Annotated in this window: 13 protein-coding genes and 1 pseudogene; 9 read left to right on the forward strand and 5 right to left on the reverse strand. The window is 74.3% G+C overall.

Going from position 1 to position 15,299, the window contains the following annotated elements:
• Positions 1-570 (reverse strand): annotated as a pseudogene (locus ACIRD3_RS38790) (hypothetical protein); the annotation flags it as partial.
• Positions 571-699: 129 nt separating this feature from the next.
• On the opposite strand from ACIRD3_RS38790, the gene ACIRD3_RS38795 reads away from it, so the two are divergent.
• Both ACIRD3_RS38795 and ACIRD3_RS38800 read left to right on the forward strand, forming a co-directional pair.
• Positions 700-1,716: an SAM-dependent methyltransferase gene (locus tag ACIRD3_RS38795; RefSeq protein ID WP_402226405.1), complete on the forward strand. Its 1,017-nt coding sequence runs from the start codon at positions 700-702 to the stop codon at positions 1,714-1,716.
• Positions 1,713-2,882: an NADH-quinone oxidoreductase subunit D gene (locus ACIRD3_RS38800; protein ID WP_402226408.1), complete on the forward strand. Its 1,170-nt coding sequence runs from the start codon at positions 1,713-1,715 to the stop codon at positions 2,880-2,882. Before ACIRD3_RS38795 ends, ACIRD3_RS38800 begins: the two co-directional genes overlap by 4 nt.
• 83 nt (positions 2,883-2,965) lie before the next feature.
• Here ACIRD3_RS38800 and ACIRD3_RS38805 read toward each other — a convergent pair whose 3' ends face one another.
• Positions 2,966-3,781: a hypothetical protein gene (locus ACIRD3_RS38805; RefSeq protein WP_402226494.1), complete on the reverse strand. Its 816-nt coding sequence runs from the start codon at positions 3,779-3,781 to the stop codon at positions 2,966-2,968.
• Between the two features lie 729 nt (positions 3,782-4,510).
• Between ACIRD3_RS38805 and ACIRD3_RS38810 the strand changes: the two genes are divergently transcribed.
• The 5 genes from ACIRD3_RS38810 to ACIRD3_RS38830 all read left to right on the forward strand — a co-directional run bounded on the left by ACIRD3_RS38810 (position 4,511) and on the right by ACIRD3_RS38830 (position 10,399).
• A complete protein-coding gene (locus ACIRD3_RS38810) occupies positions 4,511-5,473 on the forward strand; it encodes a Ppx/GppA family phosphatase (protein WP_402226410.1) in 963 nt (320 codons plus the stop codon).
• A gap of 577 nt (positions 5,474-6,050) precedes the next feature.
• Positions 6,051-6,854: a sugar phosphate isomerase/epimerase family protein gene (locus ACIRD3_RS38815; RefSeq protein ID WP_402226497.1), complete on the forward strand. Its 804-nt coding sequence runs from the start codon at positions 6,051-6,053 to the stop codon at positions 6,852-6,854.
• Between the two features lie 48 nt (positions 6,855-6,902).
• Complete coding sequence (locus tag ACIRD3_RS38820) at positions 6,903-7,673, forward strand: class I SAM-dependent methyltransferase (protein ID WP_402226413.1); 771 nt, start codon at positions 6,903-6,905, stop codon at positions 7,671-7,673.
• 200 nt (positions 7,674-7,873) lie between these two features.
• Complete coding sequence (gene ilvD / locus ACIRD3_RS38825) at positions 7,874-9,718, forward strand: dihydroxy-acid dehydratase (RefSeq protein ID WP_402226416.1); 1,845 nt, start codon at positions 7,874-7,876, stop codon at positions 9,716-9,718.
• Positions 9,719-9,868: 150 nt separating this feature from the next.
• On the forward strand, positions 9,869-10,399 hold the full coding sequence (locus ACIRD3_RS38830) for a hypothetical protein (RefSeq protein WP_402226418.1): 531 nt from the start codon (positions 9,869-9,871) through the stop codon (positions 10,397-10,399).
• A gap of 4 nt (positions 10,400-10,403) precedes the next feature.
• On the opposite strand, the gene ACIRD3_RS38835 is transcribed toward ACIRD3_RS38830, so the two are convergent.
• Both ACIRD3_RS38835 and ACIRD3_RS38840 read right to left on the reverse strand, forming a co-directional pair.
• Positions 10,404-11,759 (reverse strand): hypothetical protein, encoded by a 1,356-nt coding sequence (locus tag ACIRD3_RS38835; protein WP_402226421.1) that lies wholly within the window; start codon positions 11,757-11,759, stop codon positions 10,404-10,406.
• 112 nt (positions 11,760-11,871) lie between these two features.
• Positions 11,872-12,321, reverse strand: coding sequence for a hypothetical protein (locus tag ACIRD3_RS38840; protein ID WP_402226423.1), 450 nt, complete (start codon positions 12,319-12,321; stop codon positions 11,872-11,874).
• 219 nt (positions 12,322-12,540) lie between these two features.
• Here ACIRD3_RS38840 and proC point away from each other — a divergent pair, with 219 nt between their 5' ends.
• Together proC and ACIRD3_RS38850 are read left to right on the forward strand one after the other, a co-directional pair.
• Entirely contained in the window at positions 12,541-13,368 is an 828-nt protein-coding gene (gene proC, locus ACIRD3_RS38845; RefSeq protein WP_402226425.1) for a pyrroline-5-carboxylate reductase, read from the forward strand.
• A gap of 179 nt (positions 13,369-13,547) precedes the next feature.
• The gene (locus ACIRD3_RS38850; RefSeq protein WP_402226500.1) at positions 13,548-14,720 is read left to right on the forward strand and encodes an MFS transporter; all 1,173 of its coding nucleotides are present in this window, start codon (positions 13,548-13,550) and stop codon (positions 14,718-14,720) included.
• A 31-nt stretch (positions 14,721-14,751) separates the two neighbouring features.
• Here the strand turns inward: ACIRD3_RS38850 and ACIRD3_RS38855 are convergent, their stop codons facing one another.
• Positions 14,752-15,222, reverse strand: a complete 471-nt coding sequence (locus ACIRD3_RS38855; RefSeq protein WP_402226427.1) for a hypothetical protein — start codon at positions 15,220-15,222, stop codon at positions 14,752-14,754.
• Positions 15,223-15,299: the final 77 nt, after the last annotated feature.

Consider the following 15,299-nt stretch of genomic DNA (forward strand, 5'->3'; position numbering starts at 1 on the left):
GTCCCGCTCGCGTTCCAGCCGGGCGGCGCGGTCCTCCAGCTCGGTCAGGTAGGCGCGGCGGACCCTGGTCAGCCGGCCCCAGGCCCAGCACAGGATGAACGGGGTGCTCATCAGCAGCATGATCAGCACGGCCTCGCCGACGCTGTACGGGCGCGAGACGTAGTGGTCGGTGCCGTCCCGGACCGTCTTCATCGGGTTCATCTGCCAGAACACCAGCGGGCCGGCGGCCAGCCCGGCGGTCAGCGCCAGCCGGGACGTCCACTTCTGGCCGAAGGCGGCGCCGGTGTAGGCGAAGACGAGGTAGGCGATGGAGGAGCCGCCCGGTTCGACGTCGGCGAGCACCTGGCTGACGCCGACCCCGGCGGCCGCGGCCACCGTGACGTCCGGGTAGCGGCGGCGCACCACCATCAGGGCGGGCAGCACCACCGCGACCAGGATGCTCGCGTCGAAGCGCCAGCCGTCGTCGGGGAAGCTGTCGTTCGGCACCAGGCCGAAGAAGAGCACGATCGCCGCCCAGGCGGAGTCGACCACCATGGGGTGACGGCGGAGCCAGGCGTTGAGTCGATGCACGTGTCCAGCGTAGGCAGTCGCTCCGCGTGCCCAGGTCCGCCGGTAGGGCGATCCGCCCTACTCCGTAGGTCGGAGACGCCCCGGCTCCGATTGGGAGGGGCCGGTGACCGCCGGGTAGCGTCCCGCCCCATGACTTGGATGCGGTGGGCGCCCGCCATGGAACAGGCCCTGTACGACCCCGACCGGGGCTTCTACCGCAGGCCGGAGGGCCCCGCCGGTCACTTCCGCACCTCGGTGCACGCCTCGCCGAAGTTCGCCCGTGCGGTGGCCCGGCTGCTCCTGGAGGTTGACGCGGCCCTCGGTCGTCCGGAGGAGCTGGCCTTCGTCGACGTCGGGGCCGGGCGGGGCGAACTGCTGACCGGCGTGCTGGCCGAGCTGCCCGGCGAGGTGCTGGCCCGGCTGCGCCCGTACGGCGTGGAGATCGCCGAGCGCCCGGCCGGCCTTCCGTCCACAGCCCTGTGGACGGCGGAGCTGCCGCGCGGCGTGACCGGGCTGCTGTTCGCCAACGAGTGGCTGGACAACGTGCCGCTGGACGCCGGCGAGGTGGACGAGGACGGGGTGCTGCGCTACGTCGAGGTGGACCCCGCGACCGGTGCGACCCGTCCGGGCGCGGAGGTGTCGGGGCCGGACGCCGCCTGGGCCGAGCGCTGGTGGCCGGTTGCCGAGCCCGGCGAGGTGGTGGAGTTCGGCGGCCCCCGGGACGCCGCCTGGGCGCGGGCCGTCGCCGGGCTGGAGCGCGGGCTGGCCGTCGCCGTCGACTACGGGCACACGGCGGGGCGGCGGCCGCCCTTCGGGACCTTCACCGGCTTCCGGGACGGCCGGGAGGTGGCGCCGGTGCCGGACGGCTCCTGCGACGTCACCGCGCACGTGGCCCTGGACGCCGTCGCCGTCCCCGGTCTCCACAGCCTGTGGACGACGCAGCGCGAGGCCCTGCGCGCGCTCGGCGTCAGCGGCGGCCGGCCGCCCCTCACCCTCGCCTCCGCCGACCCGGAGGGCTACCTGCGGGCGCTCGGCGGGGCGGGCGAGGCGGCCGAACTGACCGACCCGGGCGGCCTGGGCGCCTTCGGGTGGCTGGTCCAGGCCGTCCGCATGCCGGTACCGCTGAGCTTGGAGCCCCTGCCGGGATGGCAGACTCTGGGGGCATGAGGGAGACCACGGTCGGCATCGGGGCGGGAGCCGAGAACGTCACGGGCCAGGCGGGCACCACCGACATGGTGCTCAACATCGGTCCGCAGCACCCGGCCACGCACGGCGTGCTGCGGCTGCGACTGCTGCTCGACGGCGAGCGCATCATCACCGCCGAGCCGGTGATCGGCTACATGCACCGGGGCGCGGAGAAGCTGTTCGAGGCCCGCGACTACCGGCAGATCATCATGCTGGCCAACCGGCACGACTGGCTCTCCGCCTTCTCCAACGAACTCGGCGTCGTCCTCGGTGTCGAGCGGATGCTCGGCATGGAGGTCCCCGAGCGGGCGGTGTGGATCCGCACCCTGCTCGCCGAGCTCAACCGGGTGCTCAACCACCTGATGTTCCTCGGCTCCTACCCGCTGGAACTGGGCGGGATCACCCCGATCTTCCACGCTTTCCACGGCCGCGAGGAACTCCAGCACGTGCTGGAGGAGGCCTCCGGCGGCCGGATGCACTACATGTTCAACCGGGTCGGCGGCCTCAAGGAGGACCTCCCGGCCGGCTGGCTCGGCCGGGTCCGCGCCGCCGTCGCCAAGGTGCGCTCGGAGACGCCGGTCTTCGAGGAGCTCGTCCTCGGCAACGAGATCTTCCGCGCCCGCACCGCCGGCGTCGGCGTCCTCACCAGGGCGCAGGCCCAGGCGTACGGGGTCAGCGGCCCGATCGCCCGCGCCAGCGGCCTCGACTTCGACCTGCGCCGCGACGAGCCGTACCTCGCGTACGGCTCCGAGGAGCTGCGGCAGGTGCTCACCGTCGTCACCCGCGAGGAGGGCGACTGCCTGGCCCGCTTCGAGTGCCTGCTGGAGCAGACCCTCAACGCGCTGGACCTCGCCGACGCCTGCCTCGACAAGCTCGCCACCCTGCCGCCCGGCCCGGTCAACCAGCGGCTGCCCAAGGTGCTCAAGGCACCCGAGGGCAACACGTACGCGTGGACCGAGAACCCGCTCGGGATCAACGGCTACTACCTGGTGTCGCGCGGCGACAAGACGCCGTGGCGGCTCAAGCTGCGCTCGGCGTCCTTCAACAACATCCAGGCGCTGACCGAGCTGCTGCCGGGGACGCTGGTCGCGGACATGGTGGCGATCCTGGGGTCGATGTTCTTCGTGGTCGGGGACATCGACAAGTAGGCCGGTACCGGCGGGGGCCGGTGCCGCAGGGGTGGTGCCGGCCGGGGGCCGGTACCGCAGGGTCGGTACCGGCGTGGGGGCCGCTACTTCTTCTTCTTGACCGGGTCGGCCGGGTGCGGGGCGAACTTGCGGTCGCCCTTGCCGGCGATCCGCTCCTCGCACAGGCGGGCCAGCACCTCGTACGCCTCCGCGCCCATCAGCTCGGTGAGCTCGGGGCGGTAGCTGACGTACACCGGGTCCGCGCCCTGGTGGGCCGCCGGGGCGCCGGTGCACCACCAGTGCAGGTCGTGGCCGCCCGGGCCCCAGCCGCGGCGGTCGTACTCGCCGATCGAGACCTGCAGGTAGCGGGTGTCGTCCGGGCGGTCGATCCAGTCGTAGGTGCGGCGGATCGGCAGCTGCCAGCAGACGTCCGGCTTGGTCTCCAGCGGCTCGCGGCCCTCCTGGAGCGCGAGCGCGTGCAGGGCGCAGCCGGCGCCGCCCGCGAAGTCGGGGCTGTTCACGAAGATGCAGGCGCCGCCGACCCGGCGGGTCTGGCGGTCGCCGTCCTCGTCCAGCATGGTGATGCCGCCGTCGGACACGATCCGGCCCTTGGCGTCGGTGCCCTCGGCGAAGTTCTCCCACAGCTCGGGCGTCAGCCGCGCCGCGTGCTCCAGGACGCGCTTCTCGTCGTCCTCGTCCGAGTAGTGCGCACCCAGCGTGCAGCAGCCGTCCGACTCGCCGCGGCCCTCGCGGATGCCGTGGCAGCCCTGGCCGAACACGCAGGACCAGCGGGAGGTCAGCCAGGTGAGGTCGCAGCGGAAGACCTGCTCCTCGTCGGCGGGGTCGGCGAACTCGACCCAGGCGCGGGCGAAGTCGAGCGGGACCTCGTCGCGCGGGATCTCGCGGCGCAGGGTCGGCATCGCGAGGTCGACGGGGGCGGGGGAGGCCGTGGGCTTCGCCTTGGCCTTCTTCTTGGACGTTTCTGCTGGTGCCACCCGGCAAGGGTAGAGCTTTCGCGGGGCTGGTGACGGGTGGCGGGGCAGGAGCGGGCGGCGGGGGCCGACCCACCTGTGGGGGCGGCGTGCGCCGTGGTGGACCGGGAGAACGGACGGTTCACGGTGTGGCCCTGTCCCGGTGGACGACGTGGTCGGGCTGTACCGGGACTTCGTCGGTGCGGGCGGCACGACCCGACCCGCCCGCCGGTGACCGGCCGCGGTGCCCGTGCCGAGCTGACGCACCGGGACGCCGCGGGCGAGGAGGGTCGCTGGTGCTGCGCTCGGCGGCCGGTCTGCCGCACCCGGCGCTGCGCGGCTGGTGGTGGCTGCGCGAGCAGGGGGTGGCGGCCGAGGACGTGCTGTCCGTCCGGACCGACCTGCGGCTGAGCGCCCTGCCCGGCGGCTACCGGGCGTACGCCCTCGCGGCCGAACTGCCGCACGCCCGGGTCGAGTTCGAGCTGCCAGCCGGACGCGGTCCGACCACCGCGCCGCCGCCGCACGGGCGTTGCCCGAACTGCCCGGAGGAGCGCGGCGGTGAGCCCTCCCGGCGCCGGCGGCCGGGCCCTCGCCCCACCCCGGAAGCCGTCCCCGGACCAGCGCGAACCCCGACGGGACCGGCCTCGCCCCGTTCCGGATCGCGTAGCGTGGAGGGTTATGCGACTCGGTGTTCTCGACGTAGGTTCCAACACGGTCCACTTCCTGGTGGTGGACGCCCACCCGGGTGCCGCCCCGGTTCCCGCGTACTCCCACAAGGCCGAACTGCGCCTGGCCGAGCTGCTGGACAAGGACGGCGCGATAGGCGAGGCCGGTGTCGAGCGGCTGCTCGGCCACGTGTCGTCCTCGCTGCGGGTCGCCGAGGACAAGGGCGTCGTGGACATCCTGCCGTTCGCCACCTCCGCCGTGCGCGAGGCCGCGAACGGCGAGGAGGTGCTGCGCCGGGTGGCCGCCGAGACCGGCGTCGAGCTGCGGGTGCTCTCCGGGCAGGACGAGGCCCGGCTGACCTTCCTGGCCGTCCGCCGCTGGTTCGGCTGGTCCTCCGGCCGACTGCTCAACCTGGACATCGGCGGCGGCTCGCTGGAGATCGCCTGCGGTCTGGACGAGCAGCCGGACGCGGCCTGCTCGCTGCCGCTGGGCGCCGGCCGGCTGACCGCCCGCTGGCTGCCCGGGGACGTCGCCGACCCGGACGGGCTGCGCGAGCTGAGACGCCACATCCGGGCCGAGCTGGGCACCGTGGTCGGCGAGATCTCCCGCCTGGGACCGCCCAGGCACGCCGTGGCCACCTCCAAGACCTTCAAGCAGCTGGCCCGGATGACCGGCGCCGCCCCCGCCGACGCCGGACCGTACGCCGACCGCCGGCTCACCCGGACCGGGCTGGCCGCCTGGCTGCCCCGGCTGTCCACGATGACCGTCGCCGAGCGCGCGCGGATCCCCGGGGTCTCCGAGGGCCGCGCCAAGCAGCTGCTGGCCGGCGCGCTGGTCGCCGACGCCGCGATGGACCTGTTCGGCCTCGCCGAGCTGGACGTCTGTCCGTGGGCGCTGCGCGAGGGCATCATCCTGCGCCGCCTGGACGCCATGGACAGCCCCGCCGACCGTCGCCGGCCGGCGCTCACTCCGTAGGACGGCGTCCCGTTCGGAGCGCGCTCCGCTTACGCTGTCTCCCGTGGTGCAACCAGCGGGCGAGGACGGGACGCGGGAGGGCCGCGCTCCCGGGGACGGGCAGCCGCGGTCGGACGCTCCGCGCCGCCGGCTCGGCAAGGCGGTCAAGGGGGCCACCGCCGCGAAGGCCGCCAAGGCCGCGAAGGCCGTCAAGGCGGCCCAGCGCACCGCGAAGCAGGCCACCGCCAAGAAGGCCGGGACCAAGGCCGCCGGGAAGGCCGGGACCAAGGCCGCCGAGCAGGCCGCGACCAAGGCCGCCGGGAAGGCCGCGACCAAGGCCGCCGGGAAGGCCGGGACGAAGCCCGCCGCCCGGCGGCGCCCCGCCGAGAAGGACGGACCCGCGAAGGCGGCCGAGGCCCCCGCGCCCCGCCGGGCCGCCGCCAAGGCCGCGCCGAAGGAGACCCGCACCGCCCGGGCCGCCGGAGCCGCCAAGGCCGCCGTCCAGTCGGTGCGCTCGGTCAAGGCCGCCCGCCGGGACGCCGCCCGCCCGCCGCTGCTGCGCACCACCGACCGGCTGGTGCTGCCCCAGCACCCGACCCTGCACATCCCTGACACCAAGGTGGTCCTCTCCACCGCCTCGGTGTACCCGGCGAGCACCGCCGTCGCCTTCGAGCTGGCCGCCAAGCTCGGCTACGACGGGGTCGAGGTGATGGTCTGGAACGACCCGGTCAGCCAGGACGTCGACGCCCTGCGCCGGCTCTCCGACGCGCACCAGCTGCCGATCCTGGCCGTGCACGCCCCCTGCCTGCTGATCACCCAGCGGGTGTGGACCACCGACCCGTGGACCAAGCTGGTCCGGGCCCGGGCGGCCGCGGAGAAGCTCGGCGCGAGCGCCGTCGTCGTCCACCCGCCGTTCCGCTGGCAGCGCCAGTACGCCCGGGACTTCGTCCAGGGCATCAACCGGATGGCGGGCGAGACCGACGTCCGCTTCGCCGTCGAGAACATGTACCCGTGGCGCTACCGCGACCGCGAGGTGCTGGCGTACGCGCCGGGCTGGGACGTCACCGACGAGGAGTACCGGCACTTCACGATCGACCTCTCGCACGTCGCCACGTCCCGGACCGACACCTTCGCGATGGTCGAGCGGATGGGCGACCGGCTGGCCCACGTGCACCTGGCCGACGGCAGCGGCTCCGGCAAGGACGAGCACCTGATCCCCGGCCGCGGCAAGCAGCCCTGCGCCGAGCTGCTGGAGCACCTCGCCCGCACCGGCTTCGACGGCCACGTGGTGCTGGAGGTCAACACCCGCCGCTCCGCGTCGCCCGCCGAACGCGAGGCCGATCTGGCCGAGGCGCTCGCCTTCACCCGCTTGCACCTGGCCACCCCCTCGCGCGTACGCTGACCCGGGTCGGGCCCGTGCGGGTGCGAACGCCGGTGCGGAGGGGGAGAGATGACGGAGGACCAGGACCACCGGGAGGCCGCCACGAGCTTCGGCGCGGTGGCCGCCGAGTACGCCCGGGCGCGGCCCGGCTACCCCGACGAGCTCTTCGACGCGCTGGAGCGGCTGTGGGGCCGCGGCCTCAAGGGCGCCCGGGTGCTGGACGTCGGCGCGGGCACCGGCATCGCCACCCGGCTGCTCGCCGCCCGGGGCGCGGACGTCGTCGCGGTCGAGCCCAGCGCCGGCATGGCCGCCCAGTTCCTGGCCTCCTCGCCCACGCTGCCGCTGGTCCGCGGCACCGGCGACGACCTGCCCTTCCACGACCGGTCCGCCGACCTGGTCGGCTACGCCCAGGCCTTCCACTGGACCCGCCCCGAGCGGTCGGTGCCCGAGGCGATCCGGGTGCTGCGGCCCGGCGGGGCCCTCGCCACCTGGTGGAACGTGCACGACGAGACCGTGCCGTGGGTCCGCGCCCGGGCCCGGCGGCTGGCCGCCGCGCTGCCCACCCGCTACCACGGCTACCGGGGGATCGGCGCCCACGTCGACGACTTCGCGCGGGCCGGCCTCGCGGTCGGACGGACGGTGCTGCACTGGGAGCGGCGGATCACCGTCGAGCACGCGCTGACCGACCTCACCTCGCGCTCCTACCTGGCCTCGATCGGCCCCGAGGAGCGGGCGCCGGTGCTGGCCGCCGAGCGCGCGGCCCTGCTCGCCGAGTTCCCGGACGGCACCGTGGTCGAGCCGTACGCGCTGGACCTCACCGTCGCCGTCCTCCCGGAGTGATTCCGACCGCGGCCACCGCCCGCCCGACCCTCCGCCGTCCGCCTGCCCGACCGGCCGACCGGCCGACCGTCCGCCCGGCTGACCGCATCGCGGACGGCCGGTCCGCCGGCCGGACGGCGGGCGTAGGCTCGTAAGCCACAGCGGGCCCCGCACCTCCCACCGGCGGGGCGCCGTCGAGAGCCCCGAAGGAGTGGAGCACAGTGCCCGAGCTGAGGTCCCGTACGGTCACCCACGGTCGCAACATGGCAGGCGCCCGGGCGCTTCTCCGGGCGGCCGGCGTAGCCCGCGAGGACTTCGGCAAGCCGATCATCGCGGTCGCCAACTCCTTCACCGAGTTCGTCCCCGGCCACACCCACCTCCAGCCGGTCGGCCGGATCGTCTCCGAGGCGATCAAGCGGGCGGGCGGCATCCCGCGCGAGTTCAACACCATCGCCGTGGACGACGGCATCGCGATGGGCCACGGCGGCATGCTCTACTCGCTGCCCTCGCGCGACCTGATCGCCGACTCGGTCGAGTACATGGTCAACGCGCACTGCGCCGACGCCCTGATCTGCATCTCCAACTGCGACAAGATCACCCCGGGCATGCTGATGGCCGCGCTGCGCCTGAACATCCCGACCGTCTTCGTCTCCGGCGGCCCGATGGAGGCCGGCAAGGCCACCCTGGTCGACGGCACCGTGCGCAAGCTCGACCTGGTCGACGCGATCTCGCAGGCCGTCAACGAGAACGTCTCCGACGAGGACATCGCGATCATCGAGGAGAACGCCTGTCCCACCTGCGGGTCGTGCTCCGGCATGTTCACCGCCAACTCGATGAACTGCCTCACCGAGGCCATCGGCCTCTCGCTGCCCGGCAACGGCTCGGTGCTCGCCACCCACACCGCCCGCCGGGCCCTGTACGAGAACGCCGGCCGCACCGTCGTCGAGATCGCGAACCGCTACTACGGCGGGGACGACGCCTCCGTCCTGCCCCGGGCGATCGCCACCCGCGCCGCCTTCGAGAACGCCATGGCCCTGGACATCGCCATGGGCGGCTCGACCAACACCATCCTGCACCTGCTGGCCGCCGCCCAGGAGGCCGAGCTGGACTTCGACCAGCGGGCCATCGACGCGATCTCCCGCAAGGTGCCCTGCCTGTCCAAGGTCGCGCCCAACGGCTCGTACTACATGGAGGACGTCCACCGGGCCGGCGGCATCCCGGCCATCCTCGGCGAGCTGTACCGCGCCGGGCTGCTCAACGAGGACGTCCACACCGTGCACGCCGACTCGCTCGCCGAGTGGCTCAAGACCTGGGACGTGCGCGGCGGCTCGCCCTCCGCCGAGGCCGTCGAGCTGTGGCACGCCGCGCCCGGCTGCGTCCGCTCCGCCGAGGCCTTCTCCCAGTCCGAGCGCTGGGAGTCGCTGGACACCGACGCCGCCAAGGGCTGCATCCGCAGCGTCGAGCACGCCTACTCCGTCGAGGGCGGCCTGGCCGTGCTGTACGGCAACCTCGCCGAGGACGGCTGCATCGTGAAGACCGCCGGCGTGGACGAGTCGATCTGGACCTTCAGCGGCCCCGCCGTCGTGGTCGAGTCCCAGGAGGACGCGGTCGAGGCGATCCTGGCCAAGCGGGTCAAGGAGGGCGACGTCGTCGTCATCCGCTACGAGGGCCCCAAGGGCGGCCCGGGCATGCAGGAGATGCTCTACCCGACCTCCTTCCTCAAGGGCCGCGGCCTCGGCAAGGCCTGCGCGCTGGTCACCGACGGCCGCTTCTCCGGCGGCACCTCGGGCCTGTCCATCGGCCACGCCTCCCCGGAGGCGGCCTCCGGCGGCACCATCGCGCTGGTCGAGGACGGCGACACCATCGCCATCGACATCCCCGGCCGGACGATCTCCCTGGAGGTCCCGGACGAGGTCCTCGCCGAGCGCCGCCGCGCCCTGGAGGCCTCCGGCGGCTACCGCCCGAAGAACCGCGACCGCCAGGTCAGCCAGGCCCTGCGCGCCTACGCCGCGATGGCCACCTCCGCCGACAAGGGCGCCGTCCGCGACGTGACCAAACTCGGCTGAGCGCCCGGGACGGACGGGCAGACGCACGGAGGAGCCGCCCCGCGGGCCGGGGCGGCTCCTCCGTCGTGTGTGGTCCCCGGTCGTACGGGCCGTCTCCGGCGAACGGACGGCACCCCCACCACCCACGGCCGTCGGGTGATAATCGACGGCGTGAGCGAGCAGCCCCCCACCCCCGCCCCCGCGGCCGCCGGCGCCCCCGAGCCGGAGCCGATCCGCTGGTTCGGCACCAGCTGGCTGAACCGGGACGGCGGCTACTGGCCGCGCCGGGTCGCCGTCTCCGTCGGCGCGCTGGCCGCGACCGCCGCCGTCGTGCTGCTGCTGCGCTTCGGCGTCGAGGGCATCGCCCTCTCCGACAACGGCACCTTCCTCAACGCGCTGCTCACCGCGGCCGTCGCGATCTGCTCGCTGATGTCCGTCCGGCGTACCTGGAAGCTGCTCACCGAGGGCAAGGACCGGCTGACCGGCTGGATGGCCGAGGACACCTCGCTCGGCGCGGTCTGGCTGATCGGCAGCGCCGGCGCCCTGGCCGCCTACTTCGTCCGCAGCCTGGTCGAGGCCCCCGGCGAGGCGGTGCGGCGCGCTTCGTACGAGCGGGCCGTCGCCCAGTACGAGAAGCGCCGGGCCGCCCGCGGCGGCCGGCCCGCCGCCAAGGCGCCGAGCCGGCCCAAGCGCAAGCGCTGACCGGTCAGTTGCGGCTGATCGTGCCGCAGCCCTCGGTCGGCTGGATGTCCTCGCGACGGTCGTACGGGTCGATGGCGGGACCGGTCGGCCGGGAGCCCGGGGTGTCCTGCCGCAGCGGCGCGAACTGGTCGAACTGCGGGTGGAAGAAGCCGTCGTAGACGTCGCAGGCCGAGTTGGCGGGGTCCGTCTGGCTCTTGGCGTAGACGATCTTCTTCGGCTGGACCTGGTAGCGCCCCGGGTCGTAGAAGCGGAAGGTGTCCACCCGCCGCACGATCGTGCGGGTGGTCCAGGTGTCCCCGGCCACGTCGTCCGTCCGCACCACCAGGCCCACCGGCCGGGCCGTGCCGCCGCCCTGCGGCGCGGCCGGCTCGGCCGGCTGCGGGGCGCGGTTCGTCGGCTGGGGCGAGCCGGCCCGTTGGCCCGCCTCCGGGCCGGGGCGCAGCGCGTAGACGAAGCTGAAGTCGGTGTGGATCAGGACGCCCTTGTCGCCGTCGCTCTCGTAGGTCATCCGGCCCAGGACCTTGACCGTGTCGCCCACCGGGATCGCGTCGCGCGGGTCGAACCGGCTGAACCAGTCGGTCGGGTCGTTCTCCTTGGACGGGTGCTCCAGAGCCGCCCGCGCGCCGTCCTGGTCCTGCCGCTCCAGCAGCGCCAGGGCGGCGTCCGGTCGGCCGCCGGCGACCACCGCCGGGTCGAGGTTGGCGGCGATCAGGTAGTCCTTGACGGACTGCAGCTGCGAAGCCACCTGGGCGGTGCTGAACACGCCGGTGGCCTGGGCCTCGGGGAGGACGAACGCGTCGGCGCCGTTCGGCCAGCCCTCGGCGGGGGAGCCGGCCCAGGGGTGGGCGACGGTCGGCTGCTGCGCGTCGACCTTCGGTGGGGCGGTGGTCGGCTTGGCCGTCTCGGGGGCGACGGTCGGCACCGGGGCGTGGGCCGCGCCGGAGCCGCCGACGTGGTCGTGGTACCAGTTGCGCAGCCCGTCGACGTTCAGTGCCGCGAGCAGCACCGCGACCGTCAGCGCGACGTAGAGCGGGGCGCGCAGGTTCGCGCCGCGGCGCGGGCGCGGGTTGCCCCAGGCGTCGACCACCGGGGGCTTCGGCCCGCGGCCGAAGCGGCGCTTGGGCCGCGGGCCGTCGTTGACCGAGCGGCGGCCGCCCGGGTCGACCGGCGGGGTGTGCTTCCACCGGGCGGCCAGCATGCGGGTGCGCCCGCTCTGTTCCTTGACGGTGGCGCCCCGGACGAAGTCGTCGTCCAGGACGAGGTCGGAGAACGGGTCCTTCCCGCCCGCTCCGGACGGGGCGGACCCGTCCGGCTCATCGCCCCCGGTGGGGCGCGGCTCGGGGTCTTCGGCTATCGGCATCGCGCCAGTATGACGACGGGGTGTGACGATGCGTCGATCGGGGGCACACCGGGTGGTGAACTCGTGTCCATCGGGCTGCGATTCGCCCCGTTTCCTCCGCAACCGCGCCGGCTCAGCCCTTGCCGCGGGCCTGCTTGACCGACCCCACCACCCCGGCGATCGCCAGCAGCAGGCCGGCCGGCAGCAACGAGATGAACAGGGCCTCGAACAGGCCGGCGTCGCCGAGGAACAGCTGCGCCAGGGTGTTCAGCGCGAACAGGCCGCCGGCCGCCGGGAGGGCCGACTGCCACGGGTGCTCGTCGGCCCAGCGGCGCAGCCGTCGGTCGGCGGTGTCGCGGCGCAGTCGGCCGCCGACGGTGCCGACCAGGAAGAAGAAGAACAGGGCCCAGCCGGCCGGCCCGGCCAGCATGCTCAGCGACCAGCCGCCGGAGATCGCTTCGATCCCCAGCGAGGTCGCCCCCACCACCGCACCGACCCCCGCGGCGGTCCGCCACGGGCCCACGGTCGCCGAGGCGACGGCGAGTTGCCGGTTCTCACGTCGGGACATTTCGTCGTGTGCCATGGCTCCACGGTGCGCCCGCCCCGGCCCGGAGGCCATAGGGGAACCCCCTGGTTTTCTCCCTAGGGGCGCCCGGGATCCGGCCGGTCCGCCCGGGATCCGCCCGGGATCCGGCCGGGAGGGGAAGGGGCGAACCGGCCCGCCGACCACGGACCGGACGGTCCCGACGGCCGCCCCCGCGCGGTGCGAGGATGGCCGCAGTACCGAGGCAAGGAGCGGACCATGGGCAGCAGCGCAGCACACGGACAGAAGATCGCCTTCCTGGGCACCGGAAAGATCGGGGAGGCCCTGCTCTCCGGCCTGCTGCGGGCCGGCAAGGACCCGGCGGACGTCCTGGTGACCGCCCGCCGTCCCGAGCGCGCGGCCGAACTCGCCGCCCGGTACGGCGTGGTGGCGGTCTCCAACACCGAGGCCGCCAAGCTCGCCGACACCCTGATCCTCGCGGTCAAGCCGCAGGACATGGGCACCCTGCTGGAGGAGCTGGCCCCGCACGTCGGAGTGGACCGCCTGGTGATCTCGGCCGCGGCCGGTGTCCCGACCGCCTGGTTCGAGGAGCGGCTGGCGGCCGGCACCCCGGTGGTCCGGGTGATGCCCAACACGCCCGTCCTGGTGGACGAGGGGATGAGCGTCATCTCCGGCGGCTCGCACGCCACCGAGGAGCACCTGGCGCGCACCGAGGAGATCTTCAGCTCGGTCGGCAAGGCGCTGCGGCTGCCCGAGTCCCAGCAGGACGCGGCCACCGCGCTCTCCGGCTCGGGCCCGGCCTACTTCTACTTCCTGGTCGAGGCGATGACCGACGCCGGCATCCTGCTCGGCCTGCCCCGCCAGGTGGCGCACGACCTGATCGTGCAGTCCGCGATCGGCGCCTCGGTGATGCTGCGGGACTCCGGCGAGCACCCGGTGAAGCTGCGCGAGGCGGTCACCTCCCCGGCCGGCACCACCATCTCGGCCATCCGCGAGCTGGAGAACCACGGCGTGCGGGCCGCGCTGCTGGCCGCCCTGGAGGCGGCCCGGGACCGCTCCCGGGAGCTGGCCTCCGGCGGCAAGTAGCCCGCGGCGGCCCGGCCGGAAGATCCTGCGCGACCCCTCCCGCTGGCGCGGCGCACCGCCTACGCTCTCGCCAACATCGTCCTACCGGTCGGTAGCGAGGTCGCCAGGAGGCCCGTGTGGAGGTCCGTAAGAGTGCCGCGCCGCCCGCGCGGCCCGTTCAGCCCCCGGTGGCGCCCGGCCTGCGGGTCGGGCGGGCCGCGCTCGCCGTCAGCTTCCTGCTCCAGGGCACCACCTTCGCGCTGCTGGTCACCTGCATCCCGGAGATCCAGCACCGCTACGGGCTGAGCGACGGGTTGCTGCCGGTCTTCCTGGCCGCGGTGCCGATCCTGGCCGGGGTGGGCTCGATCGCCTCCGAGCAACTGGTGAAGCGCACCGGCGCGCGGGCCGTGCTACGGGTGGTCCAGCCCGCCGTCTGCCTCAGTCTGGCGGCCGCCGGGCTCGGCGACGCGCTGTGGCAACTCGCCCTGGCCCTGGGCGCGTTCGGCCTGCTGGTGGGGGCGCTGGACGCCAGTATGAACATGCTCGGAGTGGGCCTGCAGCACCGCTACGGCCGCTCGATCATGATCGGTTTCCATGCCGCGTTCAGCCTCGGCGGCATCGTCGGCGCGGCCCTGGCGGGCCTCGGCTCGCACTACGACCTCGGGCTGCCGCTGCTCTTCGGCGCGGCCGCCGCGGTGATCGCCCCGCTCGCGGTGCTCACCGGCACCAGGTTCGCCGGTCCGGCCGAACTCGGCGACGCCGTCCGGGAGGCCGCCGAGGCCGCCGCCCGGTCCATCCCCTGGCGGCCGCTGCTGCCGCTCTGCCTGGCGATGGCCTTCGCGTACATCGCCGACGCCTCGGTCTCCAACTACAGCGTCAAGTACCTCACCGACGGGCTGGGCAGCCGCGAGGACCTCGCCAAGCTCTCCTACCTCGGCTACATGGTCGCGATGCTGCTCGGCCGGGCCCTGGGCGACCGCGCGGTGCAGCGCTTCGGCGCCGTCCCGGTGGTCCGCGCGGGTGCGGCGCTGGCCGCGCTCGGCTTCGCGGTGGCCGCGGCCGCGCCCGCCGCCTGGGCGGGCATCGCCGGGTTCACCGTGCTGGGCTTCGGGATCTGCGCGATCATCCCGCAGGTGTTCGCGGCGGGCGGCCGGCTCTTCCCGGCCGACTCGGACGCCGCGGTGGCCCGGCTCAACCTCTTCAACTACGTCGGCTTCCTGATCGGCTCGCCGCTGGTCGGCGCGATCGCCGACGCGAGCTCCTACCGCTGGGCGCTGCTCGCCCCGATGCTGCTGGTGCTCGCCGTCCTGCCGCTGGCCGACCGCTTCGCCCCGGCACCGGCGTCGGCCCCCGCCCCCGCCCCCGCCGGATGAGGGCGGGCGCGGGAGCGGGGGTGGGACCGGGTCAGCCGAGGATCGTGGTCTGCAGGCTGGTCGTGCCGAAGGCCCAGCCCTGGTCCTGGGCCGTGGACGTGCCGCCCACCTGGCCGAACTCGTAGTAGACGTACGGCGCCCAGTTCAGCGTGTACGGCGTGGTGGTGTCCCACGGCGGGGTGTCGGTGATCTTGACGGTGACCGTGACCGTCCTGGTGGCACCCGGCGCGATCGGCGCGTTGAAGTGGAAGCTGGTGGTGTTCCCGGCGGTCGAGCAGTCGACGGTGTCGCCGGAGCATCCGGTGACGGTGAAGACACCGCTCAGCTGGTTGGCCGGCCAGGTCGGCTGGATGGACTCGTAGGCGAAGTAGATGTCGCTGGCCTCGTTGTTGGTGAGGGCCAGCGTCAGGGTCAGCTGGTCACCGGCCTTCGCGGTCGACCGGTCGACGCTGAAGTTGGTCCCGCTGACCGCGGCGGAGGCCGGCTGGGAGGCAAAGAACACGCCAAGTCCCAGTATTGCAGCGAGAATTACCCCAAGGCGTTGCACGCTGAATGGCTTCATGGCGCAGAGCATAGGTA

Origin of the sequence: Kitasatospora sp. NPDC093550 (genome assembly GCF_044764985.1) — a bacterium.
In the GTDB taxonomy this organism is placed as follows: Bacteria; Actinomycetota; Actinomycetes; order Streptomycetales; family Streptomycetaceae; genus Kitasatospora.